This window comes from Kineococcus sp. AC630 (assembly GCF_979255925.1).
On the sequence record NZ_CEEDMJ010000040.1, the window covers coordinates 1 to 25,255 of the forward strand.

Annotated in this window: 23 protein-coding genes; 17 read left to right on the forward strand and 6 right to left on the reverse strand. The window is 73.1% G+C overall.

Going from position 1 to position 25,255, the window contains the following annotated elements; all coding sequences use genetic code 11:
• From AC0I8G_RS24880 to AC0I8G_RS24895, 4 genes are all read left to right on the forward strand, one after another.
• Positions 1–456: hypothetical protein (locus AC0I8G_RS24880; protein ID WP_471732340.1), on the forward strand; the 456-nt coding region annotated here is incomplete at its 5' end.
• Between the two features lie 22 nt (positions 457–478).
• The gene (locus AC0I8G_RS24885) at positions 479–1,780 is read left to right on the forward strand and encodes a hypothetical protein (RefSeq protein ID WP_471732341.1); all 1,302 of its coding nucleotides are present in this window, start codon (positions 479–481) and stop codon (positions 1,778–1,780) included.
• A gap of 75 nt (positions 1,781–1,855) precedes the next feature.
• On the forward strand, positions 1,856–3,739 hold the full coding sequence (locus AC0I8G_RS24890) for an ABC transporter ATP-binding protein (RefSeq protein WP_471732342.1): 1,884 nt from the start codon (positions 1,856–1,858) through the stop codon (positions 3,737–3,739).
• 65 nt (positions 3,740–3,804) lie between these two features.
• A complete protein-coding gene (locus tag AC0I8G_RS24895) occupies positions 3,805–4,590 on the forward strand; it encodes a DUF4190 domain-containing protein (protein WP_471732343.1) in 786 nt (261 codons plus the stop codon).
• On the opposite strand, the gene AC0I8G_RS24900 is transcribed toward AC0I8G_RS24895, so the two are convergent.
• The 4 genes from AC0I8G_RS24900 to AC0I8G_RS24915 all read right to left on the reverse strand — a co-directional run bounded on the left by AC0I8G_RS24900 (position 4,556) and on the right by AC0I8G_RS24915 (position 7,872).
• Positions 4,556–4,999, reverse strand: coding sequence for a MarR family winged helix-turn-helix transcriptional regulator (locus tag AC0I8G_RS24900; protein WP_471732344.1), 444 nt, complete (start codon positions 4,997–4,999; stop codon positions 4,556–4,558). The genes AC0I8G_RS24895 and AC0I8G_RS24900 overlap by 35 nt on opposite strands.
• Positions 4,983–6,086, reverse strand: coding sequence for an LLM class flavin-dependent oxidoreductase (locus AC0I8G_RS24905; RefSeq protein ID WP_471732358.1), 1,104 nt, complete (start codon positions 6,084–6,086; stop codon positions 4,983–4,985). Before AC0I8G_RS24905 ends, AC0I8G_RS24900 begins: the two co-directional genes overlap by 17 nt.
• Before the next feature lie 77 nt (positions 6,087–6,163).
• Entirely contained in the window at positions 6,164–7,630 is a 1,467-nt protein-coding gene (locus AC0I8G_RS24910) for an amino acid permease (RefSeq protein WP_471732345.1), read from the reverse strand.
• A gap of 20 nt (positions 7,631–7,650) precedes the next feature.
• Complete coding sequence (locus AC0I8G_RS24915) at positions 7,651–7,872, reverse strand: DUF5703 family protein (protein WP_471732346.1); 222 nt, start codon at positions 7,870–7,872, stop codon at positions 7,651–7,653.
• Positions 7,873–7,944: 72 nt separating this feature from the next.
• Between AC0I8G_RS24915 and AC0I8G_RS24920 the strand changes: the two genes are divergently transcribed.
• From AC0I8G_RS24920 to AC0I8G_RS24960, 9 genes are all read left to right on the forward strand, one after another.
• Positions 7,945–8,253 (forward strand): primosomal protein, encoded by a 309-nt coding sequence (locus AC0I8G_RS24920; RefSeq protein WP_471732347.1) that lies wholly within the window; start codon positions 7,945–7,947, stop codon positions 8,251–8,253.
• Positions 8,254–8,383: 130 nt separating this feature from the next.
• Positions 8,384–9,226 (forward strand): undecaprenyl-diphosphate phosphatase, encoded by an 843-nt coding sequence (locus AC0I8G_RS24925; RefSeq protein WP_380256792.1) that lies wholly within the window; start codon positions 8,384–8,386, stop codon positions 9,224–9,226.
• A 115-nt stretch (positions 9,227–9,341) separates the two neighbouring features.
• Positions 9,342–10,673, forward strand: a complete 1,332-nt coding sequence (locus AC0I8G_RS24930; protein ID WP_471732348.1) for a glycosyltransferase family 4 protein — start codon at positions 9,342–9,344, stop codon at positions 10,671–10,673.
• Entirely contained in the window at positions 10,664–11,338 is a 675-nt protein-coding gene (locus AC0I8G_RS24935) for a YveK family protein (protein WP_471732349.1), read from the forward strand. Before AC0I8G_RS24930 ends, AC0I8G_RS24935 begins: the two co-directional genes overlap by 10 nt.
• A 7-nt stretch (positions 11,339–11,345) precedes the next feature.
• On the forward strand, positions 11,346–12,398 hold the full coding sequence (locus AC0I8G_RS24940) for a glycosyltransferase family 2 protein (protein WP_471732350.1): 1,053 nt from the start codon (positions 11,346–11,348) through the stop codon (positions 12,396–12,398).
• Positions 12,395–13,621 carry an MATE family efflux transporter gene (locus tag AC0I8G_RS24945; RefSeq protein ID WP_471732351.1) on the forward strand — a complete coding sequence of 409 codons (1,227 nt, stop codon included), beginning with the start codon at positions 12,395–12,397 and terminating at the stop codon, positions 13,619–13,621. The genes AC0I8G_RS24940 and AC0I8G_RS24945 overlap by 4 nt, the downstream gene beginning before the upstream one ends.
• Positions 13,614–14,792 (forward strand): CDP-alcohol phosphatidyltransferase family protein, encoded by a 1,179-nt coding sequence (locus AC0I8G_RS24950; protein WP_471732352.1) that lies wholly within the window; start codon positions 13,614–13,616, stop codon positions 14,790–14,792. Before AC0I8G_RS24945 ends, AC0I8G_RS24950 begins: the two co-directional genes overlap by 8 nt.
• Positions 14,789–15,229 (forward strand): FAD synthase family protein, encoded by a 441-nt coding sequence (locus AC0I8G_RS24955; protein ID WP_328296063.1) that lies wholly within the window; start codon positions 14,789–14,791, stop codon positions 15,227–15,229. Before AC0I8G_RS24950 ends, AC0I8G_RS24955 begins: the two co-directional genes overlap by 4 nt.
• A gap of 26 nt (positions 15,230–15,255) precedes the next feature.
• Positions 15,256–18,258, forward strand: coding sequence for a CBM96 family carbohydrate-binding protein (locus AC0I8G_RS24960; RefSeq protein WP_471732353.1), 3,003 nt, complete (start codon positions 15,256–15,258; stop codon positions 18,256–18,258).
• Here AC0I8G_RS24960 and AC0I8G_RS24965 read toward each other — a convergent pair.
• The gene (locus AC0I8G_RS24965) at positions 18,251–19,690 is read right to left on the reverse strand and encodes an oligosaccharide repeat unit polymerase (RefSeq protein ID WP_471732354.1); all 1,440 of its coding nucleotides are present in this window, start codon (positions 19,688–19,690) and stop codon (positions 18,251–18,253) included. The two genes, AC0I8G_RS24960 and AC0I8G_RS24965, sit on opposite strands and share 8 nt — an antisense overlap.
• Before the next feature lie 15 nt (positions 19,691–19,705).
• Positions 19,706–20,698 (reverse strand): GDP-mannose 4,6-dehydratase, encoded by a 993-nt coding sequence (gene gmd / locus AC0I8G_RS24970; RefSeq protein WP_380256550.1) that lies wholly within the window; start codon positions 20,696–20,698, stop codon positions 19,706–19,708.
• Between the two features lie 104 nt (positions 20,699–20,802).
• On the opposite strand from gmd, the gene AC0I8G_RS24975 reads away from it, so the two are divergent.
• From AC0I8G_RS24975 to AC0I8G_RS24990, 4 genes are all read left to right on the forward strand, one after another.
• Positions 20,803–21,774, forward strand: a complete 972-nt coding sequence (locus tag AC0I8G_RS24975; RefSeq protein WP_471732355.1) for a GDP-L-fucose synthase family protein — start codon at positions 20,803–20,805, stop codon at positions 21,772–21,774.
• Positions 21,771–22,304, forward strand: a complete 534-nt coding sequence (locus AC0I8G_RS24980; RefSeq protein WP_328296068.1) for an LbetaH domain-containing protein — start codon at positions 21,771–21,773, stop codon at positions 22,302–22,304. Before AC0I8G_RS24975 ends, AC0I8G_RS24980 begins: the two co-directional genes overlap by 4 nt.
• Positions 22,305–22,308: 4 nt before the next feature.
• Positions 22,309–23,424, forward strand: a complete 1,116-nt coding sequence (locus AC0I8G_RS24985) for a glycosyltransferase (protein WP_471732356.1) — start codon at positions 22,309–22,311, stop codon at positions 23,422–23,424.
• Between the two features lie 211 nt (positions 23,425–23,635).
• A partial coding sequence (locus AC0I8G_RS24990; RefSeq protein WP_471732357.1) for a glycoside hydrolase family 71 protein occupies positions 23,636–25,255 on the forward strand: 1,620 nt, incomplete at its 3' end.

Genomic DNA, 25,255 nt, shown 5'->3' on the forward strand with positions numbered 1-25,255 from the left:
GACCCCGACTGGGGCCTGCCCCGCGTCCTGTGGAGCGGCAAGGACCAACCCCCCTTCGACTGGCCCGCGGCGCTCGCCGACCTCTACCGCCACCTCCTGCTGCCCGACCTCGCCCGCGAGACCGGCCACCACGTCGAGGTCACCGCCCTCGGCACCCGCGTCGTCGCCACCCACCTCGACGGTCGGCCCCTCCAGCGCGGCGAACCCACCAGCGTCCTGCGCGCCCACCACGTCCTCGCCGGCCACCGCCGCACCCTGGACCCCGCCCACGTCCTCGCCTACGCCCGCCTGCACGCCGACCTCGCCCCCCACCTGCCGGGGATGGACCTCACCCTCGTCCTCGCCGCCGCCCACGCCGGCCTCAGCGCCGCCGAGATCGTCCAGGCCCACCGCGACGGGACCCTGACCCTGGAGAAGGTCGAACTCCTCGCCGCGCTCCTCCCCGGCTGGGCGTGACCCAGCGACTACCGTGCCGCGCGTGCCACCCCGCCTCGTCGTCCCCACCGAGGACCTCTTCGCCTGGACGCTGACCGGGCGGGACGCACTCCTCACCCACCCCGACGACGACCCCCGCACCGCCGTCTCCCCCGAGCGCTACGCCCTCCACCACCTCCTGGCCCGGGGCCGTCACGTCATGGCCTTCGGCCCCACCGTCGTCGCCGACCTCCTCGGCGTCCTCCCGACCGACCTCCCCGCCGACCTCGAGGACCACCCCGACCTGCACCGCCACGTCGAGGACCGCTGGGAGGCCACCGCGGAGCACCGGGCCTCCCTGGCCCCGAGAGCCGTCCCGGACGACGAGTGCGACCGGCGCGCCGTGCACACCGTCCTCGACGTCGTCCCCGTGCCCGTGCTGGCGCACCTGCTGCGCTGGGCGCGCGGGGACTGGCCGGCCCGCCGCACCGGCTGGCCCACCCACCTCACCTGGCCGGGCGGGGACACCCGCGGCCGCTTCGCGGACCGTCCCCACCTCCTCCGCGTCCTCACCCCCACCACGAGCCTCAGCACGGTCCAGCGCGCGAACGTCCACGCCTGCCAGGACGCGGGGCTGGAGGTCGTCCTGCTCCGGGTGAACTCCTTCGGCGACCTGCCCAACCCTGGCCCCGAGGCGCTCGGACTGCAGACCACCCCGCCGCAGGGGTGCGCGGCGTGCCGGCCCGCCCTCGACGTCGAGCCCCCGCACGGCCTGCTGCCGGGCGAGTGGCCGTTGCCGCGCTTCCTCGGTCCCGGGGTCCCCGAGCAACGTCACGACCACCACCTGCGGGCCCACCTCGCGCGCACCCGCCCGGTCCACACCGTCAGCGCGGAGGTCGCCGCCCTCCCGCTCGACGTCCTCACCGCGGAGGCGCTGACCCTCCTCGTGCACCCGGGCGCCTGGCGCAGCTCCCGCGACCACGGCCGCCGCCACCTCGCCCCCGCGCAGCGACGCCACCGCGACCTCGTGAGCGACCCGCACCTCGCCCACGAGGCGCAGCACCGGGCCGACGCCTTCCGCCACGCCCTCACCAGCCGACGGGACGGGGGGAGCCTGCGCGAGGCCGCCGTCGCGGCCGGCTGGTTCCTCGCCCTGCAGGGCTTCGACGTCCTCGCCGTCCGGGACGCCGCCCGCGAGGTCGAGCGCGTCCTGCGCGACGACGCGGCCGGGCCCACCACCTCGGCGCTGCGGTCGCTGCGGTTGCTGTCCCTGGGCTTCACCGGTGCGGAACTGCTCGAGATGCACGCCACGGGGAACTACCCCGACGAGGTCACCCTGGACTTCCTCGGCGTGCTCCGCGGCTGACGTCGCAGTCGAGCGGCCCGGTCGTCGCCGGGACCGGGTGGAGCTGCAGCGCGCTGCACCCCCTAGCGTCGAGCCATGAGCATGGAGAACGTCGCCAGGACCTCGATGTGGCGGGCCATGGCCGCTCCCGACCAGAAACCCTTCCGCCCCGGCACCGTCCGTCGCGTCCTCGCGATGGCCCGCGAACGTTCCCGCCGCCTCACCCTCTTCGTCAGCGGCAGCGTCGTGCTGGCCGTGCTCGCCGTCGCCACGCCCGTCCTCGCGGGCCGGGCCATCGACGCCGTGGGGGCCGGCGACCGGGGCCGGGTCGTCACCATCGCGCTCCTCATCGCCGCGGTGGCCCTGGCCGAGTCCGGCCTCGGCCTGGTCGTGCGCTGGCTCTCCTCCACCCTGGGCGAGGACCTGATCCTCGACCTGCGCACCCGCGTCTACGACCACGTCCAGCGGATGCCCGTCGCCTTCTTCACCCGCACCCACACCGGTGCCCTGGTCAGCCGCCTCAACAACGACGTCCTCGGTGCGCAGCGGGCGTTCAGCGACACCCTCTCCGGCATCGTCAGCAACGTCGTGGCCGTCGTCCTCACCGCCGTCGTCATGATCGGCATCTCCTGGCAGATCACGCTGATCGCCCTGGTCCTGCTGCCGATCTTCGTCCTCCCCGCCCGGCGGATGGGCCGTCACCTCGCCCAGCTCTCCCGGCAGGCCGCCGTCCTCAACGCGGCCATGATCAACCAGACCACCGAACGCTTCTCCGCCCCCGGGGCGACCCTCGTCAAGCTCTTCGGCCGACCCGACGAGGAGTCCCGCTCCTTCGCCGGCGCGGCCCGCTCCGTGCGCGACATCGGGGTCAAGAGCTCCATCCGCCAGGCCGTCTTCGTCACCGCCCTCACCACCGTCTCCGCGCTGGCGCTCGCGGTCGTCTACGGGGTCGGCGGGCTCGCGGCGATCGCGGGCACCCTGAACGCCGGCAACATCGTCGCGCTGGCCCTGCTGCTGACCCGGCTCTACGCGCCGCTGACGGCGCTGGCCAGCGCGCGGATCGACGTCATGAGCGCGCTGGTCAGCTTCGACCGGGTGTTCGAGGTCCTCGACCTCGTGCCCCTGGTGCAGGAGAAGCCGACGGCGACCACGGTGCCCGCCGGTCCGGCGGGGGTGGAGTTCGAGAACGTCCGCTTCGCCTACCCCGCCGCCTCGGAGGTGTCGCTGGCGTCGCTGGAGGAGGTCGCGACCCTGGACACCCGGGGCGGGGTGGAGGTCATCCACGACGTGTCCTTCCGGGTCGAGCCGGGTCAGGTCGTGGCCATCGTGGGGTCCTCCGGCGCGGGCAAGTCGACGCTGGCCCAGCTCCTCGCGCGCCTCTACGACGTCGACCACGGCACCGTGCGGGTGGGGGGTCGCGACGTCCGCGACCTGACGTTCGCCTCGGTGCGCGAGACCGTGGGGGTCGTGACCCAGGACGGGCACCTGTTCCACGAGTCGCTGCGCTCGAACCTGCGCCTCGCCGCTCCGGGGGCGAGTGACGAGGAGTTGTTCGAGGCGCTGGGCCGGGCCCGGCTGGGGGAACTGGTGGCCGCGCTCCCGGACGGTCTGGACACGGTCGTGGGGGAGCGGGGGTACCGCTTCTCCGGCGGGGAACGGCAACGGCTCACCATCGCGCGGTTGCTGCTGGCCCAGCCCCGGGTCGTGGTGCTCGACGAGGCGACGGCGTCGTTGGACACCACCTCCGAGGTCGCCGTCCAGGCCGCGTTGGACGAGGCGCTGGAGGGCCGGACGGCGATCGTCATCGCCCACCGGCTCTCCACCGTGCGCAACGCCGACCTGATCCTCGTGCTCGAGGCCGGGCGGGTCGTGGAGCGGGGAACCCACCACGAACTGTTGGCGCGCGGGGGTCGCTACGCCGAGCTGCACCGCCACAGCTCCTTCGCCCCGGCGCCGCCGCAGGGGGGCCCCGTCGACTGATCCGACCGGGCGAGACGGACGCACGCCCGGCCACCGGGCGGGGTCCGTGGTGCTCCACTGGAGGGATGTCCTCGCCGTACCCCGCGCCCCCGCCGTACCCCTCGTACCCGCAGCAGCAGCCGTCGTCCGCCCTGGCGGTCGTGTCCCTGGTCGCGGGGATCCTCGCGGTGGTCCTGGCGCCGGTGATCGGCCTGCTCGCGCTCGGGCTGGGCGTGGCGGGGATCGTCACGGGCGCGATCGTGCTGACGAAGCGCACGCCGGGGCGCGGCCTGGCGATCGTGGGGCTCGTCACCGGCGGGGTGGGGGCCCTGGTCGGCGTCGTCGTGACGGTCGTGCTGTTCGTGGTCTACGGCTCGTTCCTGCTGCTGGGGATCAGCGGTGCTCTCGACCAGGAGTGGGCGGAGGGGGAGTACGACGCCGCGCCGCAGCCCTACGGCGACTCCACCGGGGCGTCGGTGGGGGAGTTCGGCTACGGGGAGTCCGCGGCCCTCGACCAGTACGTCGTCAGCGTGGACTCCGTCCACACCGAGGGCGACGTGCTCTACGCCGACGTCAGCGCGCAGTATACGGGGACCGACACCGGCAGCGCGTACTACGACCTGTACGGCTACCTCGAGGCCGCCGACGGCGAGGAGTTCTCGGCGACGGACTGCGGGGAGGCCGTGAGCCCCGACGCCTACGACCTCCCGGACCTCTCACCGGGCCAGACGGTGACGTTCCAGGTGTGCTTCGCGGGCGTCGGGGACCCGGCCGGGGCCGCCGTCGAGGTCGTCGACGGCGAGGGGCTGGGCTCCTACGGCAGCTGGAGCGACGCGGTCACGCCGGGAGGACCTTCGCACACAGGCGTGTGAGTTCCGCGAGTTCGTCGCGGTCGAGGACGGACAGCTCCCGGGCGATGCTCGCCGCGTGCCGTCCGCCCACCTCGCGCCGCAGCGCGGCGCCGGTCCCGGTGAGCGCGACGACGACGCCGCGCCCGTCGGTGGGGTCGGCCTCGCGGGTCAGCAACCCCCGCCGGGCGAGGCGGTCCACCAGTCGGCTGAGGGAGGGTTGCGGGAGGTAGACGTCCTCGCTGAGCTCGCCGAGGCGGCACCGTCCCTGCGGGGAGCGGAAGAGCGTGTAGAGCACGTCGTACTCGCGCACGCTCAACCCCCCCCACACGTCCTGCTCGGCGAACCGGCGCAGCAACGTCGACTGGACCCGGAACAACGCCTCCCAGGCCTCGACGGCCGCGCCGGTGCGGCCCTCAGACGACGGCGGCACCGGCGTCCTTCGCGTCGCGCGCCGCGACCCGCGCGGCGTGCGAGGGCGGGTCGCTGGGGACACCGGCCGGGCGCCGCGCCTCGAACTCCTTGCGCAGCACGGGGACGACGTGCTCCCCGAGCAGGTCGAGCTGTTCGAGCACCGTCTTCAGCGGCAGCCCGGCGTGGTCCATGAGGAACATCTGGCGCTGGTAGTCGCCGAAGAACTCCTGGAAGGTCAGCGTCTTCTCGATCACCTGCTGGGGGGAGCCGACGGTCAACGGGGTCTGCGCGCTGAACTCCTCCAGCGAGGGCCCGTGCCCGTAGACGGGGGCGTTGTCGAAGTAGGGACGGAACTCGCGCACCGCGTCCTGGGAGTTGGCCCGCATGAACACCTGGCCGCCGAGGCCGACGATCGCCTGCTCGGGGGTGCCGTGGCCGTAGTGGGCGTAGCGCTCCCGGTAGAGGTCGATGAGGCGGATGTAGTGCTCCTTGGGCCAGAAGATGTTGTTGGCGAAGTACCCGTCACCGAAGTAGGCGGCGATCTCGGCGATCTGCGGGGTCCGGATCGATCCGTGCCACACGAAGGGCGCCACGCCGTCCAGGGGACGGGGGGTGGAGGTGAAGCCCTGCAGCGGGGTGCGGAACTCCCCCTCCCAGTCGACGACGTCCTCGTCCCACAGCCGGCGCAGCAGCTGGTAGTTCTCCACCGTGAGCTCGACGCCGCGGCGGGGGTCCTGCCCGAACCAGGGGTAGAGGCGCCCGTCGTTGCCCCGGCCCAGGACGAGGTCGACGCGGCCGTCGCTGAGGTGCTGCAGCATCGCGTAGTCCTCGGCCATGCGCACCGGGTCGTTGGTGGTGATGTGCGCGATGGACGTCGAGACGGTCAGCCGGGTGGTGCGGGCGGCGATCCACCCCAGCAGGGTGGTCATGGCGGACGGCACGAACGGGGGGTTGTGGTGCTCCCCGACGGCGAAGACGTCCAGGCCCACCTGCTCGGCGTGCTCGGCCATGGTCACCAGCGCCTTGATGCGCTCGTGCTCGCTCGGCTCGCGACCGGTGGTGGGGTCGGGGGTGATGTCGCCGACGCTGAAGATCCCGAACTGCATGACCCGCTCCTCCTGGAAGTCCATGCGTTTGCATGTACTTCGTTGAAGCGTACAGCACTCGTGGTTGTTCCCGGACGTCAGGCCCGGGCGAGCCGGGAGTGGCGGTACCCGTAGGCGGCGTAGACGAGCAGCCCCAGCGCCATCCAGATCCCCAGCCGAACCCAGCTGATCCCGGGCAGGAAGCCCATCAGCACCACCGCGGCCACCGCCGAGACCACCGGCAGGACGGGCACCCCCGGCATCCGGAACGCCCGCGGCAGGTCCGGGCGGGTGCGGCGCAGCACGATCACCCCGATCGAGACGAGCACGAAGGCGAACAGCGTGCCGATGTTCACCATCTCGGCGAGGTCGGAGACGGGCGTCAGCGCCGCGACGACCGCGACGACGACACCGGTCACGACGGTGATGCGCACCGGGACACCCCGGCGTGGCGACACCTGCGAGAACCACGCCGGGATGAGCCGGTCGCGCGCCATCGCGAAGAGCACCCGGTTCTGCCCCAGCATGAGGATCATCATGACCGTCAGCAGCCCCGCGACCGTGCCGACGCTGATCAGCGTCGCGACGAGGTCGGCCCCGACGTCGCGGAAGGCGTTCGCCAACGGCGCCTCCACGCTGATCCGGTCGTAGCGGACCATCCCCGTGATGACCAGCGACACCAGCACGTAGAGCACGGTGCAGATCGCCAGCGACCCGAAGATGCCCCGGGGGACGTCGCGCTGGGGGTTCTTCGTCTCCTCCGCCGCGGTCGCGACGATGTCGAACCCGATGAAGGCGAAGAAGACCAGGGCCGACGCGGTGAACACCCCGCCGATCCCGAACGTGCCCAGGGGCACCCCCAGGTCCGCCCAGAGCGAGGGGGCCACCGGCGCGGCCGAGGCGCCCGCGGACCCCGTCGGCGGCACGAACGGCGACCAGTTCGAGGTCTTCACGAAGAACAACCCGGCCACGATCACGACCGCGACGACGGCGAGCTTGACGCACACGACGACGGCGTTGAAGCGGGCCGACGTCTTCGAGCCCACGCAGAGCACCGCGGTCAGCGCCAGGACCACGACGGCCGCGATGAGGTTCGGCTGCGTCGGGCCGGGGGAGTCGGAGTACAGCCATCCCGGCACGTCCAGGCCGAGGGTCTGGTCCAGGAGGTCGGCGGCGTAGCCGGACCAGCCGACGGCGACGGTCGCCGCGCCGAGCGCCAGTTCGAGCACGAGGTCCCAGCCGATGATCCACGCCACCACCTCACCGAGGCTGGCGTAGGAGAACGTGTACGCCGACCCGGCCACCGGGACGGTCGAGGCGAACTCCGCGTAGCACAGCGCCGCGAGCGCGCAGACGACGCCGGAGACCACGAAGGACAGCGACACCGCCGGCCCGGCGCGGGTTCCCGCAGCCTCCCCGGTCAGCACGAAGATGCCCGTCCCGATGATGACCCCGACCCCGAAGACCGTCAGGTCCCAGGCCCCCAGCGTCTTCTTCAGCCGCTGGCCCGGTTCGTCCGTGCTCGCGATCGCGTCCTCGACGCTCTTCGTCCGGAAGATTCCCACGGCGTCGCAGCGTAGGACGCTCAGGCCGTCCTGGCGACGCGGATGATCTTGCGACGCAGCCAGACCCTGCGGCTGCCGCCCATGTAGAGGCGCACCCGGGCCAGCTCCCAGTGCCCGTACTCGGCGTGCTCGGTGAGCAGCCGTCGCGCGTCGGAACGGGTGGTCTCGCGGGACAGGGTGAGGACGCGGTACTCGTACTGCTCCGCCGCGGAGGTGCCGGAACGCCCGGTGTGATCAGACATCCCCACCATGATGCACCCGACGCGGTGCACCCGACGCGCTACCCGGGGGTGGATCTCCGATACGGTCGCTGCATGACGGACGACCCGCGCGCGGCCCTCGCACGACTCGTGGCCACGCTCGAGGACCACCTCGCAGCCTCGGCCAACCGACGCGGGGAGACCGACCCTGCCGTCGCCGACGCCTACCAACGGGTCGCCGACGCCTTCGAGGCCTACGAGGAGGCGCTCTACGACGCCTACGACGAGGTCACCCCGTTCGTCCTCTACGACGACGTCGAGGACGACCGCGAGGACGACGACGAGGACGACGAGGACGACGACCCCGAGGACGACGAGTCCGACGACGACTCCGACGACGAGGACTCCCCCACCCCCTTGTGAGGGTTCGGTGCCCTGCGCGTGAGCGCGCACGGGAGCCAGGCGGGGGAGCCGCTAGCGTTCCCGTCGTGCTCACCGCCGTCCCGCCCACCGCCCCCACCCACCGACCGGGCGGGGGTGCCCGCGCGTGAGCATGGGCATCGTCGAGGGCGCCTTCCTCGGTCTCGTGCAGGGACTCACCGAGTTCCTGCCCATCTCCTCCAGCGCCCACCTCGCCATCGTCGGGACCCTCATCGGGGCCGACGACCCCGGCGCGGCGTTCACCGCCATCTGCCAGCTCGGCACCGAGGCCGCGGTCATCGGCTACTTCCGCAAGGACATCGCCCGGATCATCAGCCGCTGGGTGCAGTCCCTGCTCGGCCGCGTCCCGCGCACCGACCCCGACGCCCGGATGGGCTGGCTGGTCATCCTCGGCACCCTCCCCATCGGGGTGCTCGGCCTCCTCTTCCAGGACTCCATCGAGACCGTCCTGCGCGGGTTCGTCGTCATCGCCACCACGCTGTGGCTCTTCGCCCTCGTCCTCGGCGCGGCGGACCGCTTCGGGGCCAAGGAACGGACCCTGGACCAGCTCACCTGGAAGCACGGCGTGCTGTTCGGCCTCGCCCAGGCCCTCGCCCTGATCCCCGGCGTCTCCCGCTCGGGCGGCACGATCTCCATGGGCCTGCTGCTCGGCTACACCCGCGAGGCCGCCGCCCGCTACTCCTTCCTGCTCGCCATCCCCGCCGTCGTCCTCTCCGGCTTCTTCCAGCTCTTCAGCGAGGTCCACGACGGAGCCGCCGTGGCCTGGGGCCCGACGATCGCCGCCACGATCGTCGCCTTCGTCGTCGGCTACGTCGTCATCGCCTGGCTCATGCGCTTCATCTCCACCCACAGCTACCGCGCGTTCGTGCTCTACCGCCTCGCCGCCGCCGCCGTGGTGTACGTCCTCGTGCTCACCCACGTGCTCCCGGCCTTCAACGGCACGAACTTCGGATGACCCGTGACACTCCGCGTTCGAAAACGGAGAAACGTGACCTGATCGGTCGATGACCCGCTACGGTGCGTTCACGGATGTCACGGAACCGCCGGGGGGGCCGACTGTGGAACGCCGCATGGGGACGACACGCCCACGCACAGGACGAACGAGCGACCTGCGCATCGAACGCACGCCCGAACTCGTCCACACCACCCGCGCCGCCGACGGCCTCGACGTCACCCTCGTCGGGCTGAACTACCTGCCCGAACCCACCGGCATCGCGCCCTACACCACCGGCGTCGCCCGCGGCCTCGCCGCCCGCGGCCACCGCGTCCACGTCGTCACCGGCATGCCCCACTACCCCGCCTGGCGCCGCGACCCCGACTACCCCGGGGTCGTGCGCCACGAGAACGACGGCGACGTCCACGTCACCCGCGTCTGGCACCCCGTGCCCAGCGCCCCGCTCGGCGCCGGCCGCGTCGGCCTCGAAGCAGGGTTCGCCCTCGCCGCCGGTGCCGCGCTCACCCACCACCGCCTCACCCGCACCCTCACCGACGTCGTCGTCGCCGTCAGCCCCGCCCTGCTCTCCGTCGCCGCCGCCCTCGCCCACGGCCACGCCGCCCACGCCCCCGTCGGGGTCGTCGTCCAGGACGTCTACAGCCGCACCGCCGTGGACACCACCAGCGCCGGAGGAGCCGCCCTGCGCGTCGCGGCCCGCCTCGAAGGCCGCCTCCTGCGACGCGCCACCGGCGTCGCCCTCGCCCACGAACGCTTCCGACCCGCCGTCACCGCCCTCGGCGTCCCCGCCGACAACCTCACCGTCCTGCCCAACTGGACCCACGTCACCCGCGCCGACGCCGCCGCCGGAACCGCCGTCCGCGCCCGCCACGGCTGGGACCCCCGCACCCCCGTCGTCCTGCACGCCGGGAACATGGGCGCCAAGCAGCACCTCGAGAACGTCCTCGACACCGCCCGCCTCGCCCTCGCCGACGGCGCCCCCCACCACTTCGTCCTCCTCGGCGACGGCGCCCGCCGCCGCGCCCTGCAGGCCCTCGCGGCCGACCTGCCCAACGTGCAGTTCATCGACCCCGTCCCCGACGCCGACTTCACCGCCCACCTCGCCGCCGCCGACGTCCTGCTCCTCAACGAACTACCCGGCCTGCACGACATGTGCGCACCGAGCAAACTCACCTCCTACTTCGCCGCCGGCCGCCCCGTCCTCGCCGCCACCCACGACGACTCCGCCGCCGCAGCCGAACTCGACGCCGCCCGTGCCGGCCTGCGCGTCGACCCCGGCGACCCCGCCGCGGCGCTCGCCGGTCTGCGCCGCCTCGCCGAGCGACCCGACCTCGCCGGCCGCTTCGCCGCGGCCGGCCCCACCTACGCCGCCAGCCGCCTCGGCGCCGGGGCCGCCATCGACGCCTACGACCACTGGATCCGGGATCTCGGGGAGACGCCGTGGAACTGATCGACCACCTCCGCCTCGTCGGCCGCCGCTGGACCTGGATCGTCGCCGGCATCCTGCTCGGCGCGCTCGCCGCCGGCGGCTGGGCCTACCTCTCGCCCCGCAGCTACGCCTCCAGCACCGAGCTGTTCGTGGGCAGCGTCCTCAACGGCCAGAACGACTCCGGCGGCGGCTCCTACTCCGCCTCCCAGTTCGTCCTGGGCCGCATGAGCACCTACGCCCAGCTCGTGGACTCGCCTGACATCGCGACCAGCGTCGACACCCGCGTCGGCCTCGGGCTCAGCGCCGCGCAGTTCGCCGACTCCGTCACCGCCACCGTCCCGCCGGGCACCGTCCTGCTCCGCGTCACCGCCCACGCGGCCACCCCCGAACACGCGCAGGACCTCGCCGGCGCCACCGCCGACGCCCTCGCCACCACCATCGAGACCCTCGAGCAGGACACGTCCGGTGGCAAGCAGATCGTCGACGCCACGGTCACCAGCCCCGCCACCGCGCCCACCACCCCCTCCTCACCGGACGTCCCCACCGGCATCGGGATCGGTCTCGCCGGCGGCCTCGTCCTCGGCGTCCTCGCCGCCACCGCCCGCGACCAGGCCGTCCGCCGCCGCGCGCTCACCCTCGAGGACCGTGACGTCGACGACCCGGAACACCTGCTGGCCCGCAGGTGATCTCCCGATGACCCCTCCCCGCGTCGGCATCGTCCTCGCGGTCCACAACGGCGAGCACCACCTCGCCGCCGCCCGCGCCCAGGTCGAGGCCCTCACCGACCCCGACCTGCAGCTCCTCCTCGTCGACGACGCCTCCACCGACTCCACGTCCGAGACCCTGCGCACCTGGGCCCGCGAGGATCCCCGCGCCACCCTGCTGCGCAACAGCACCCGCACCGGGGTCGCCGGCGCCCGCAACCGCGCCCTCGACCACGTCACCGCCGACTACGTCTGGTTCACCGACTGCGACGACGAGTGGTCACCCGACATCACCGCACGGCTGAGCGAGCGCGCCCGGCGCACCGACGCCGACGTCGTCGTCTGCGACGCCTGGACCCGCCGGGCCGACCGCGCCACCCGCACGCCGCTGGGAGAACCGCTGCAGGAGAACGTGACCGGACCCGTCGACGCGTTCCGCCGGCTGCTGCGCGGGGAGCTGCAGGGCCACCTGTGGAACAAGCTCTTCCGCCGCGAGCTCTTCGAGGCCCGCGGTCACCGCCCCGCCGTCCGCTTCCCCGCGACCCGCGCCCACTCCGACCTCGCCGGCGTCGCCACCCTGCTCGCCCGCTCCCAGCGCACCGAACTGCTCGACGAACGCCTCTACACCTACGTCCTGCGCGAGGGGTCCATCCTCAACAGCCGCGAGACCCGCACCCGCGACCTGCTCGACGTCCGCGACCACGTCCGCGCCCAGGTCGAGGTCCTGCGCAGCGAGCACCCCGGCCACCGCCACGAGCTGCGCGACGACCTGCTCCTCTTCGAGTACCGCTTCGTCTACCTCGCCCTGCTCAACGACGCCATCCGCCGCGACCGCCGCGAGCACGCGGGCCGTGGCCCCTGCGCCAGCCGCGACGCCCGCAGCGCCATCACCCTCGGCGGGCTCCTCCGGCTCAGCCGGCACGGCCGCCTCGGGGTCGCCGCCCCCGCCGCGGCGGTCAAGTTCGCCTACCCGCTCTACGCCGCCGCCTACACCGCCTACCGGCGCCGCAAGTGGGGCACCGTCGGGTTCGGTGCCTCGTGAGGCGTTCGCTGAACGCCCTCCTCGACCAGGCCGCCTCCAGCGCCTCCAACGTCCTCGCCCTCGTCCTGCTCGCCCGGGCTCTCGACGCCGACACCTTCGGCCGCTTCTCCCTCGGCTACGCCGTCCTGGTCCTCGTCCTCTCCCTCACGCGCGCGGCCCTGGGCACGCGGATCACCCTCACGCCCGACCACGACCACGCGCACCGGGTCACCGCCGGGGTCCTCGGCGCGCTCACCCTGCTCGCCGTGCCCACGGCCGCGGTCGTGACCGGAGCCGGACTGCTGCTCACCAGCGGACACGACCCCGCGCTGCAACTCCTCGTCGGCCTCGCGACCCCGGTGGTCTGCGCCCAGGACGTCCTGCGCTTCGGCGCCGTCGCCGCCGGGCGACCCGACGTCGCCCTCGTCTCCGACCTCGGCTGGCTGGCCCTGGTCGGCGTCGCCCTGCTCCTGCGCACCGACAGCCGCACGACGCTGCTCGTCTGGGCCGGCGGCGCCGCGCTCGCCCTCGTCGTGGCCCTCGTCGGCCTGCGCACCCGCCCCGACGTCCGCGCCGGCCGGGACCTGCTGGTGCGCCTCGCGCGACGCGAGGACCCCCTCGCCGCGTCGCTGGCCGCCAACAGCGTCATCGCCTCCCTCGGGCTGCTCGCCGTCCTCACCGTCGCGGCCCACCTCATCGACCCCGCCGCCGCCGGCAGCCTGCGGGCCGCCGCCACCGCGATGGGTCCCGTCAACGTCGCCTTCGCCTACGTCTCCCTCAGCCTCGCCCCGACCCTCGTGCGCCGCGCCCGCGACGGCGACCGCCGCTTCTGCGCGCGCGCCGCCCTCGTCCTCGGCGTCGGCACCGCGCTCTGGGGGACGTGCCTCCTGCTGCTGCCGGACAGCTGGGGACGCACCGCGTTCGGCGAGACGTGGACCGGGGCCGCGACCGTCCTGCCCCTCACCGTCACCGAGTACGTCCTCACCGCGCTCGGGACCGCCGCCGTCCTGGGCCTGAAGGTCCGTGAACACGCTGGTGACCTGCTGCGCCAGCGCGTCGTCGCCACCGTGCTCTCCGTCGTCGCCGGCACCGCGCTGGCCGCGACGACCGGCGACGTCCGGGCCGTGGCCGCCGCCGTGGCCCTCGCCGCCGGGGTCCAGACCGGCCTCGGCTGGCACAGCCTGCTCACCCGGCCGGCGCCCGAGCCGGCGCCCGCCCGAACCCTGCGGAACGCCGATGCCTGACGACGAGACGACCCGCCTGTCCACCCCCGGTGCCGTCCGCCCCGGTCATCCCGGTCATCCCGGTCACCGTCTCGCCGACGGGCGCGTGGGGTTCGCCGCCGGCGCCTTCGACCTCTTCGACGCCACCCAGCTGCACCTGCTGGAGGACGCCCGAACCCGCTGCGACCTGCTCTGCGTCGGCGTCGCCACCGACGAGCTCGCCGAGCTCCTACACGGCCGGCGGCCCGTCGTCCCCTTCACCGAACGGCTCCTCATCGTCTCCGAACTGCGCTGCGTCGACGTGGCCCTCGCCCTGGACCACCCCGACACCCTGGAAGTCTGGGAGTCCGTCCGCTTCGACGAGCTGTTCGTCGACGACCGCTCCCCGGCCGACGACCGCACCCAGGACCGACTGCACGAGATCGGGGTAGAAGTGACCCACCTGCACGCCGAGGGGACCCCCGCGCCCGAGGCCGGGGACGCGTCGGTGCGCAGCCACCACGAACGCCTGCGCACCGCCCAGAAGCCGTCCCGCGGCGTGTCCCTCTACTCCTCCCGCGTCAACCGCCCCGCCGGTCGCTGGCTCGCGGCCCTGGCCGCGACCCTGCGGCTGACCCCGGACCAGATCACCTGGGCCAGCGCGTTCGTGTCCCTGCTCGGCGCGGCCCTCATCGCCCTGCCGACGCCGGGGCCGCTGACGGGGGCCCTCGCGGGGCTCGCGCTGGTCTTCGCCTTCGCCCTCGACTCCGCCGACGGGCAGCTCGCACGGTTGACCGGCGGCGGTTCGCCCGCGGGGGAGTGGCTCGACCACGTCGTCGACTGCGGGGTGAAGGTCTGCCTGCACTCGGCGGTGCTCATCGCCTGGTACCGGAACGGGGTGAGCGGTGGGTGGCTCCTCGTCCCGCTGCTCTTCGTCCTCGTCTCGCTGGTGATGTTCCAGGGCGGGACCCTGGCGGCCAAGCTGCACGAGGCCCGGGGCGGCGGCCGGTCCGAGGCGACCGGAGCCAGCCGGCTGTCCCCGGTGCTGCTGCTGCCGGTCGACCACGGCGTGATCAGCGCCGCGTTCCTGCTCTGGGGCTTCCCGCAGGTGTTCGGGTTCGTCTACCTGGCCCTGGCCCTGGCCCACACCGCGATGCTCGTCGCCCTGTCGCGGCACTGGTACGCCCAGCTCGCCTCCGACGGTGCGCGGTGACCGGCCGCTCGCGCGGGACCCTCGGCCACCGCGCCGTCACCGGCTACGTCCCCGGGGTGTTCGACATGTTCCACATCGGCCACCTCAACATCCTGCGCCGCGCGCGGATCCACTGCGACCACCTCATCGCCGGGGTCGTCTCCGACGACGTCGCGTTCGCCCAGAAGGGCCGTCGGCCCGTCATCGGCGAACGGGAACGGCTGGAGATCGTGGCCGCCATGCGGGTCGTCGACGCGGTGCACCTCGAGACCACCACCGACAAGCTCGCGACGTGGACCGACGTCGGGTTCGACGTCGTCTTCAAGGGCGACGACTGGAAGGGAAGCCCCAAGTGGATGCACCTCGAGAAGGAGTTCGCCGCCCGCGGCGTCAGAGTCGTCTACCTCCCGTACACGCCGGTGACCTCCAGCAGCGAACGGCGCGAACTCACCCGCTGAGGAGGGTCCTGCCGGCCCTCGCGGTCGTGGCGGCCGTCCTGGTCGCGACGGTGACCCCGGCTTCCGCGATCCAGGCACCGGTGGCCTTCGGCGCCGCGGCCCTGCCCAGCTGGCAGGCCAACGGGGTGGCCTGGGCGGTCGCCAACGCGGGGGGCCGGGTGTTCGTCGGCGGGACGTTCACCTCCGTCCGCCCCCCCGGGGCCGCCGCCGGGACGGGGGAACAACCCCGCACGAACCTCGCCGTGTTCGACGCGGCCACCGGTGAACCCACGGCCTGCGCCCCGACGTTCACCCTGAAGAACGGCATCGCCACCGTCCGCGCGCTGGCCGTCTCCCCGGACGGCGCGACCCTCTACGTGGGCGGCAGCTTCGACACCGTCTCCGGCACGCCCCGCCAGCAGCTCGCCGCGATCGACATCGCCAGCTGCACCCTGATCACGAGGTTCGCCCCGCTGCCCGACGGTCCCGTCCGCAGCATCGTCACCGACGCCCAGACCGTCTGGTTCGGCGGTTCGTTCACGAAGGTGGGCGCCGCCGTGCGTTCGAAGGCGGCCGCCGTCACCGCTGTCACCGTCGGCGCCACCACCACCGCCCCCGGAACGCTCACGGCCTGGGACCCCGCGCTGGACGACGACGTGCTGGCCCTCGCCCTGCGTCCCTCCGGTGGCCAGGTGGTGCTCGGGGGACTCTTCGACACCGCGACCGGTGCGGCCTCGCACGGGCTCGTCGTGGTGGACGCCACGACGGGGACGGCGGTCCGCCGCTTCACGCCCGCCTACGTCCCCGCCTCCTCGCGGGTCAAGGCGATCGCGGTGGACGCCACCGGGTTCTACGTCGCCAACGAGGGGTACGGCACGGGGTCCTTCGACGGTCGCTTCGCCGTCGACTGGGACACCTGGACGCAGCGCTGGCGCGACGGCTGCCTCGGGGCGACCCAGGCCGTCGCGGTCTACCAGGGCGTCCTCTACAGCGCCTCGCACGCGCACGACTGCCGCCCGATCAGCGCCTACCCGGACGAGCAGCGCTACCACTTCCTCGCGGAGACCACCCAGACCGGGGACAAACCCAGTCTGCTGTCGTGGTTCCCCAACACCGACGACGGCATCGGCGAGCACATCGGGCCGCGCGCCATCACCATCGCCCAGACCGCCTCCCGCGGAGCGGTGCTGTGGGGGGTCGGGGAGTTCACCAACGTCAACGGGGTGGCCCAGCAGAGCATCACGCGGTTCGGCAGCGGTCCCGAACAGGCCGCGCCCTCGGCGACCCCGTTCCTGCTGACGTCCCCCGCGCCGGGGCAGGTGCGCGTCGCCTGGCGACGGTCCCTCGACCTCGACGACTCCACCCTCACCTACCGCGTCTACCGCGAGGGGACCACCGCCCCGATCGCCACCACCAGTGCCACCTCGTGGTTCTGGAACCGGCCGCAGTCCACCGTGCTCGACTCCGGGTTGACGGTGGGTTCCACCCCGAGGTACCGGGTGGAGGTCAGCGACGGCAACACCACCAGGACGACCGACTGGCGCGGGATCACCGTGCGCGGCACCACGTCGGCCTACGCGGAGCAGGTCCGCGCCGACGGTGCGGTGTTCCTCTGGCGCTACGACGAAGCGGGTGACGTCCTCGTCTCCGACAGCATCGCCAACCAGAGCGGTGCCCTCAACGGTGGCGCCACGTTCCGCGTCCCCGGGGCCGTCGGCGACGACCCGAGCACGGCGCGCACGCTGAACGGCGGGGGCAGCACCATCTTCTCCGAGGTCCGCTACGCGGCTCCGAAGTCCTTCACCGAGGAGACGTGGTTCAAGACGACGACCACGGCCGGCGGGAAGATCATGGGGTTCGGCGACCGCCGCACGCTGAACTCCAGCAGCAACGACAAGCACGTGTACATGACGAACTCCGGGCGGCTCGTGTTCGGGGTCCTCGCCGGCGGCAAGGTCGTCACCCTCTCCACCACCGGGTCCTACAACGACGGTCAGTGGCACCACGTGGCCGCGACCCAGGGCTCGTCCGGGATGGTGCTCTACGTCGACGGGGCCAAGGTCTCCTCGAACTCCACGACGACCAACCAGAACGTCTCCGGGTACTGGCGGGTGGGGGGCGACACCATCTCGACGGCCTGGCCCGACAAGCCGACGAACACGAGCTTCGTGGGGTCCCTCGACGAGACGGCCTACTACGCCAAGGCGCTGTCCGCGGCGCAGGTCGCCCGCCACGTCGAGATCGCCCGGGGTGCGGCTTCGGCCGACACCACCCCGCCCACGGTGCCGGGCACGCCCACGGCGACCGTCGAAGGGGACCAGGTGCGACTGACCTGGACGCCGAGCACGGACGCCGTCGGCGTGACGAGCTACGTCGTGCACCGTTCCGGAACGTCGGGCTTCACCCCCTCCGCCGCCACGGCGGTCGCGAACCCCACGACCACGACGGCGACCGACGACCCGGCGACGGGGACCTGGTACTACCGCGTCACGGCGAAGGACGCCGCGGGGAACACCTCGCCCGCCTCGCCGGAGGTCGCGGTGACCCTGCAGCAGGGCGCTCCGACGGTCAACCTCGTCCCGACCGCCGATACCTTCGCCAACGAGGGGTCGCCGGGGACGAACTACGGGACCAGCACCCAGATGACGTCGCGGGGGGACCAGGGGGCGATCGCCTACCTCCGCTTCGACGTGCCGGCGGCTCCGGCGGGGACCACGTTGACCGGAGCCACCCTGCGACTGCGGACCTCCAGCGACAAGCTGGCCGGTTCCACCGACACCGCGTCGGTGCGACTGGCGACGGGGAGCTGGGGGGAGGGCACGCTGACCTGGAGGAACAAGCCGGTGTCGGGTTCCGTCGTCCTCGGCACCGTTCCGGGCGGCACGACCCCTGAGCAGTCGTTCGCGGTGGTGCTGACCCCCGGGGCGCTGACCCCCGGGACCACGGTGACGCTGGCGATCCGGGGTTCGGGCAGTGACAACCTGACGCTGTGGACCCGGGAGCAGAGCCGGGTCGACGCCCGGCCGACCCTGGACCTGCAGTTCAGCTGATCGGTCGGTCGAGCAGCAGCACGTGACGACCCGCCGGGCCGGTCGGCCCGGCCCGGCGGGTCCGCTCGACGAAGAGCCCGCAGGCCAGGATCACGAGGAAGCCGGCCATGGCCTGCAACAGCGAACCCCGCAGCAGGATGACGAAGTAGAACGGCATCACGACCGCCAGCACGGGGCGGCGCCCGGTGCGGAACCCGAGGTCGGCGCCGGCGTCGGCGCGGGCCACGACGTAACCGACGAGCAGCATCCCCACGACCAGCAGCAGGAAGCCGCCGTTGACGAGGAACTCCGCCCACAACGGCGCCGAGAGGTTGCTGAAGCGGTACTCGCGCGCGTTGGCGAGCAGGATCCCGGTGTCGGTCGGTTTGTCCGGCCAGAAGGCCCGCGGGACCCAGAACAGCACGGTGCCGAGGAGTTGCCGTCCGTCGGTCGACCCGAGGTCGCGGACGTACCAGACGGCGTTGGTGATCTGCTCGAACGCGTCGAAGTCGCCCGAGGTCATGACGTCCAGGGTCGGGGGCAGCGCGCCGCGGGTGTTCACCTCGGCGACGACCCGCCGGGCGGCGTCGGCCACCGGGTAGAGCAGCAGCAGCGCGGCGACGAAACCCAGACCGAAAGCGCGGGCCCTGGCCCTGGTCGCCATGGCCCCCAGCGCCACGACGACCGAGAGCCCGGCCGTCCCCGCGACGTAGCGCGGGCTCGAGATCGGGTTCATGGAGACGACGATCGCGGCCCCCACCACCAGCAGCAGGCCGCGGCGGGCCGGGATCCGCACGAGCGCCACGAACGCGACGACGAGCGGGAACGTCGCCAACGAGCGGACGACGGCGTTGACGGCCGGGTCCGGCCAGGCCGCCAGGGCGGCCGCGCTGCGGGTGTCCCGAGCCGCGAACATCGCCGGCAACCCGGTCTTCCACGTGTAGTAGCCGAACAGCAGCAGCGCGAGCACCGCGAGCACGACGGCCCGCCGTCGCGGGACCTCACCGAGGCGCGCAGCCACCCGCCGCCGCCGACCGACGGCGATCCCGAGCGCGACGGCCGCGGTGCCCACGACGACGGCGAGCAGTGCCTGAGCGTGCAGTTCGACGTGCGGACGCGGGGTCGTCCCGGGGTGCTGTCCCGACCGGAGCTGGACCACCGGGGCCAGGGCCAGGAAGACGTACACGAAGATCCAGAACACGACCTCGAACAGGCGTCGGGGGGCGGTCACCACGACCCAGCCGAGTCGCGCCCCCACGAGGACGGTGAACGCGATCGCCCAGCGCCACAACGTGTCCGCCGGTGCCGGGTCGGGGGTGAAGCGCACCACGAGCAGTGGGACGACGACGCCCAGGACGACCGCGGCACCCAGGGCCAGCGCCGTGGTCGAGGAGTCGTGCCCCGGTTCCGCGGTCCCCACCGGTTCCCGGGTGCGCTGCGTGCTGCCGGGCATCGGCGGGGTTCCTCCTCAGCGGGCGACGGGCGACACCAGGGCGCGCCGTTCGGCCTCGGTCATCAACTGCGCGAGTTCCGTGGCCTGCACGGTAGCGCTCCAGCCGAGTTCACGACGGGCCTTGGACGGGTCACCGATGAGCGCGTCGACCTCGGAGGGCCGTTCGTAGCGCTCGTCGTGCGCGACGTGGTCGCGCCAGTCCAGGCCCACCGACTCGAAGCAGTTCTGCGCGAACTCCCGGACCGAGGTGCCGACCCCGGTGGCGAGGACGTAGTCGCTCGGTCGCTCCTGCTGCAGCATCCGCCACATGCCCTCGACGTACTCCTTGGCGTAACCCCAGTCGCGGACGGCGTCGAGGTTGCCGAGGTAGAGGGTGTCCTGCTTGCCGGCGGCGATCCGGGCGGCCGCGGCGGCGATCTTCCGGGTGACGAACGTCTCACCTCGGCGGGGGGACTCGTGGTTGAAGAGGATGCCGTTCACCGCGAACATCCCGTACGCCTCGCGGTAGTTGCGCGTCATCCAGTACCCGTAGACCTTGGCCGCGCCGTAGGGGCTGCGCGGGTGGAACGGGGTGACCTCGGACTGCGGAGGTGGGGTGGCGCCGAACATCTCCGAACTGGATGCCTGGTAGAACCGGCACTGCAGGCCGATCATGCGGATGGCCTCGAGGATGCGCGTGGTGCCGAGTCCGGTGGTGTCGCCGGTGAACTCCGGTTCCTCGAAACTCACGCGGACGTGGGACTGCGCGGCGAGGTGGTAGACCTCGTCGGGACGGATGTCGTCGAGCAGGGTCACCATCCGGGAGCCGTCGGTCAGTTCCCCGAAGTGCAGGAAGAACCGGGCGTGCGGGTCGTGCGGGTCCTGGTACAGGTGGTCGATCCTGGCGGTGTTGAACGACGACGACCGCCGCACCAGTCCGTGGACCGCGTAGCCCTTCTCCAGCAACAGTTCGGCCAGGTAGGAGCCGTCCTGACCCGTGATGCCCGTGATGAGCGCAATCTTGCGCATCCGTCGCCCCCCGTGGACTGCGTGGTCACTCGTAGTGAGCATACAATCATCTGAGAGGGACATCTGTCTGCCGATCGGGTCACCGGACCTGTACCTTTCGAGCCATGGACGCCCCCACTGGTCACGAACGGTGGCCCCTCGACCCGGAGTCGACGGTCTACGTCGCCGGTCACCGCGGACTGGTCGGGTCGGCCGTGCTGCGCAGGCTGCAGGCCGAGGGGTTCCGCAACCTCGTCGTGCGGACCTCCGGCGAACTCGACCTGCGCGAACGCCCCGCCGTCGACCGGTTCTTCGACGAGGTGCGGCCCGACGTCGTGGTGCTGGCCGCCGCCAAGGTCGGCGGCATCGGTGCGAACTCGACGTTCCCGGCCCAGTTCCTCTCCGACAACCTCCGGATCCAGGTGAACGTCCTCGACGCGGCCGTCGCGGTCGGGACGCCGCGGTTGCTGCTGCTGGGTTCCTCCTGTATCTACCCGAAGTTCGCCGAGCAGCCCATCCGCGAGGACTCGTTGCTCACCGGCCCGCTGGAGCCCACGAACGACGCCTACGCGATCGCCAAGATCGCCGGTGTCCTGCAGGTGCAGGCGGTCCGTCGCCAGTACGGGTTGCCGTGGATCTCCGCGATGCCCACCAACCTCTACGGCCCCCACGACAACTTCGACCCCGAGGCCTCGCACGTCCTGCCCGCGATGCTGCGCCGGTTCCACGAGGCCGCCCGCGACGACGTCCCCGTGGTCACGTGCTGGGGGAGCGGCACCCCGCGCCGGGAGTTCCTGCACGTCGACGACCTGGCGCAGGCGTGCCTCTTCCTGTTGCGCCACTACGACGACCCCGACCCGGTCAACGTCGGGACCGGGTCCGACGTCACGGTCGCCGAACTCGCCGGACTGGTCGCCGGGGTCGCCGGGTACCGCGGCCGGATCGAGTGGGACGCGTCGAAGCCCGACGGCACCCCGCGCAAGCTGCTCGACGTGTCGAAGCTGCGCGCCCTCGGCTGGAGCGCGTCCACACCTCTGGCCGACGGCGTCGCGGCGACCTACGACTGGTACCGGCGTGCCCTGGAGCCGGTGGCGTGATCCGGCGGCTGTCCGGGTTCACGGGCGCCGGCTACGACAAGGGCCGGGGCCCGCTGTGGCAGATCGCCTGGCAGCTCGTCTCGGGTCTCGTCGTGGTGCGGTGGTGGTGCCCCGCCGCGCTGCGGGTCGCCCTGCTGCGGGCGTTCGGAGCCCGCATCGGTGCGGGGGTCCTCATCCGCCACGGGGTGCGCGTGCACTGGCCCTGGAAGCTGACCGTCGGGGCCGACAGCTGGATCGGTCAGGGCGCCTGGGTGCTCAACCTGGAACCCGTCGTCCTCGGGCACGACGTCTGCATCTCCCAGGACGTGCTGCTCTGCACGGGCAGCCACGACCACCGGTCGCCCACCTTCGAGTTCGACAACGCGCCCATCGAGGTCGGCGACGGGGCCTGGATCGCCGCCCGGGCCACCGTCCTGCGGGGGGTCGTCGTGGGCAGCGGGGCCGTCGTGGGGGCTTGCGCCCTCGTCGTGCGCGACGTGCCGGCCGGCGCCACCGTCCTCGCCCCGCAGGCGATCGAACCGGGGCGCTGAGCCGGTGCGCGTCCTGCACGTGCTGACGCTGGTCTCGCCGGACGGGGCGTTCGGGGGACCGGTCGCGGTCGCGACCCACCAGACGTCCGCCCTGCGGGCCCGGGGCCACGACGTCCGCGTCCTCGCCGGCGCCCGCGGCTACCCCGGCCCGGTACCCACCGAGCTCGGCGGCACCCCGCTGCGGGCCCACCGTCTCCACGGCGTGCTGCCCGGGGCCGGGTTCAGCGGTCTGACCTCGCCCGCGCTGCTCGCCGACGCCCGGCGAGCGCTGCGCTGGGCCGACGTCGTGCACGCCCACCTCGCCCGTGACCTCGTCACCCTGCCGGTGGCCCGGCTCGCCCTGGCCGTCGGCACCCCGCTGGTGCTGCAGCCCCACGGCATGGTCGTCCCGAGCTCGCACCCGCTGGCCGGCCCGCTCGACGCCCTGGCCACCCGCACCGTCCTGCGCCGTGCCGCCGCCGTCCTGCACCTGACCCCCGCCGAGGAGGCGGGGTTGCGTGCCCTCGTCCCGGCGGGTCCGGGGTGGCAGCGCCTCACCAACGGCATCCCGGACGTCGACCCGGTGCCGCCCCTGCCGGCCCGGCCCGGTGTCCTCTTCCTCGGCCGGCTCGTGGCCCGCAAACGTCCGGCGCTCTTCGCCTCGACGGCGGCCGCGTTGCTGGCGGAGGGGATCGACGCCGACTTCGCCCTCGTGGGACCCGACGAGGGGGAGGGGCCGGCCGTCCGCCGCGTCGTGGCGGCCACCGCCGACCCCCGGCTGCGGTGGGAGGGGGCGCTGTCGCCGTCCGCCGTCGCCGACCGGCTGGCCGCCGCCTCGCTCGTGGTGCTGCCCTCGGTCGCCGAACCGTTCCCCGTCGCCGTGCTCGAGGCGATGGCCGCGGGCCGTGGCGTCGTGGTCGTGGAGGACTGCGGGCTCGCCCCCGCGATCGCGGCCGGCGGGGCCGGTGCCGTCGTCGGTCCCGACCCCGCCGACCTGCTCGACGCGGTGCGCGACCTGCTGACCCGACCCGGGGCGCTGGCCGCCGCGGGCAGCGCCGCGTGGCGCACATCACACTCGCAGTTCTCGATGGCGGCGGTCACCACCCGCCTCGAGACGATCTACGCGACCGCCGTTTCCTGACGCAGAGCGAGATCCTTCACCCGTTCGGCTCAGCAGAGGCCGGGGGCACCCGGAACCGGAAACGCCGGACGTGGGAGATCGTCACGCGCAGTCGCACCGCGCCGACCGGCTAAAGGGGCCCGTGGGGGGACCCGAAGTTCTGAGTAGTTCACCGCACATCGAAACCGGTCAGAGATTCGTTACACGCCCCCCCACCTCGGAGGAACCCCCGATGCGTCTGTCCCCCCAGCTCCGCACCGGCACCACCCGCACCAAGCGCGTCCTCACCGCGCTGCTGGGTGCGACCGCCGTCACCACCGCGACGCTCGTCCCGCTCGTCACCGCCACCACGGCGACCGCGGCGACCGGCGACCGCACCAGCGCCAGCGCGTTCACCACGAACGACGTCCTCCCGTTCGACATGCCGTCGGCCTCCGCGGCCGCCGCTCACGGGAAGCTCGTCTTCGCCCACTACATGCCGTCGCTGCCGCTCTCGCTGGACAACGCCGACCCGGCCAACGACTACTACGCCCGGAACTACCTGACGCCGACCGGCGAGAGCGGCAAGCACGCCGCCTACGGCGGGTTCCTGCGCGACCGTCCCCTCCCGGTCGCCAAGCAGTCCGGTTCCGACTGGAAGCTCAAGAACTTCGAACTCGAGGTGCGCCAGGCGAAGTCGGCCGGCATCGACGGTTTCAGCGTGGACCTGCTGTCGATCAACAAGACCAGCCCGCTGTACGCGAACCAGCAGCTGCTGCTCCAGGCCGCCGCCAACGTCGGCGGTTTCACCATCCTGCTGATGCCGGACATGACCGCCGGTGGATCCTCCGCCACCCCGGACACCCTGGCCGCCGCGATGGCCGACCTGGCCGGCAGCCCCGCCGCGCACCGCCTCGCCGACGGTCGCCTCGTCGTCGCCCCGTTCCACGCCGACAGCCGGAACGCCGCCTGGTGGAGCGACTTCATGTCCACCATGAAGACCAAGTACCAGAAGCCTGTCGCGTTCTTCCCGCTGTCGCTGGACGAGCGCAGCAGCCTGAGCTCCTTCAAGTCGATCGCCTACGGCGTCTCGAACTGGGGCTCGCGCAACCCCGCCTGGAACTCCACCGACGCCGCCGCCGCCCCGACCACCCGCGCGAAGGCCGTCGAGAACCTCGGCCTGAAGTGGATGCAGCCCGTCTCGGTGCAGGACGAGCGTCCCAACCAGGGCATCTACGACGAAGCGGCGAACACCCAGAACCTGCGCAACACCTGGGCGATCGCCCGCAACACCGGTGCCGACTGGGTGCAGATCCCGACCTGGAACGACTACACCGAGGGCAGCCAGATCGCCCCGTCGGTCGACCAGGGCTGGTCGTTCCTGGACATGAACGCCTACTACGTGTCCTGGTTCAAGACGGGTTCCGCCCCGGCCGTGAAGCGGGACACCGTCTACGTCACCCACCGCACCCAGTCCGTGTCGGCCAAGCAGACCACCGCGCAGAGCAAGACGATGCGGCTGCGCGGTGGGACCGACGCCCAGGACACCGTCGAGGCGACGACCTTCCTCACCGCCCCCGGCACCGTGACCGTCACCGTCGGCGGCACCAAGCACTCGTGCCAGGTCGACGCGGGGGTGGACACCTGCGTGGTCCCGCTCGCCACCGGCGCCGTCACCGCCGTCGTGACCCGCGGCAGCAGCACCGTCGCCGCCGTCACCTCGCCGAAGGTCGTCACCAGCTCGCCCTCGGTGCAGGACCTGCACTACGTGGCGGCCTCCAGCCGGCGCGAGGGTTCGACCGTCGCCGTCGGCAGCCCGGCCCCGTCCACGACCCCGACCGTTCCCGCGTCGCCCCGTCCCACGACCCCGGCC

Coding starts and splice junctions, on each gene's coding strand:
- AC0I8G_RS24965 (WP_471732354.1), bottom strand. CDS start 19,690: ATGCCCGGCAGCACGCAGCGCACCCGGGAACCGGTGGGGACCGCGGAA.
- AC0I8G_RS24895 (WP_471732343.1), top strand. CDS start 3,805: ATGTCCTCGCCGTACCCCGCGCCCCCGCCGTACCCCTCGTACCCGCAG.
- AC0I8G_RS24890 (WP_471732342.1), top strand. CDS start 1,856: ATGAGCATGGAGAACGTCGCCAGGACCTCGATGTGGCGGGCCATGGCC.
- AC0I8G_RS24930 (WP_471732348.1), top strand. CDS start 9,342: ATGGGGACGACACGCCCACGCACAGGACGAACGAGCGACCTGCGCATC.
- AC0I8G_RS24905 (WP_471732358.1), bottom strand. CDS start 6,086: ATGCAGTTCGGGATCTTCAGCGTCGGCGACATCACCCCCGACCCCACC.
- AC0I8G_RS24915 (WP_471732346.1), bottom strand. CDS start 7,872: ATGTCTGATCACACCGGGCGTTCCGGCACCTCCGCGGCGGAGCAGTAC.
- AC0I8G_RS24940 (WP_471732350.1), top strand. CDS start 11,346: ATGACCCCTCCCCGCGTCGGCATCGTCCTCGCGGTCCACAACGGCGAG.
- gmd (WP_380256550.1), bottom strand. CDS start 20,698: ATGCGCAAGATTGCGCTCATCACGGGCATCACGGGTCAGGACGGCTCC.
- AC0I8G_RS24950 (WP_471732352.1), top strand. CDS start 13,614: ATGCCTGACGACGAGACGACCCGCCTGTCCACCCCCGGTGCCGTCCGC.
- AC0I8G_RS24975 (WP_471732355.1), top strand. CDS start 20,803: ATGGACGCCCCCACTGGTCACGAACGGTGGCCCCTCGACCCGGAGTCG.
- AC0I8G_RS24920 (WP_471732347.1), top strand. CDS start 7,945: ATGACGGACGACCCGCGCGCGGCCCTCGCACGACTCGTGGCCACGCTC.
- AC0I8G_RS24925 (WP_380256792.1), top strand. CDS start 8,384: ATGGGCATCGTCGAGGGCGCCTTCCTCGGTCTCGTGCAGGGACTCACC.